Source organism: Rhizobium sp. SVR5-2C (assembly GCF_056755115.1).
On the sequence record NZ_JBNDHT010000454.1, the window covers coordinates 1 to 257 of the forward strand.

1 pseudogene is annotated in these 257 nt (G+C 58.0%); it reads left to right on the plus strand.

Features of this window, described 5'->3' with window-relative positions:
- Positions 1 to 257 (plus strand): annotated as a pseudogene (locus ACPYOI_RS36495) (hypothetical protein); the annotation flags it as partial.

Genomic DNA, 257 nt, shown 5'->3' on the forward strand with positions numbered 1-257 from the left:
CCCTATGGCGTGGCGGATATTCCCAACTACGGGCTATGGGTAAATGAGCCGAGGCTACCGGACTCGGTAATCGACATCGGCCTGCGCACCGAGCCAAACCTCGAACTGCTCACCCAGATGAAGCCGTCATTCCTGTTCTGGTCTGCAGGTTACGGCCCGTCAGAAGAGACAATGGCACGGATTGCGCCCGGCCGTGGTTTCTCCTTCAGCGACGGTAAAAATCCGCTGGCGATGGCGAAAAACTCCCTCCACGAGAT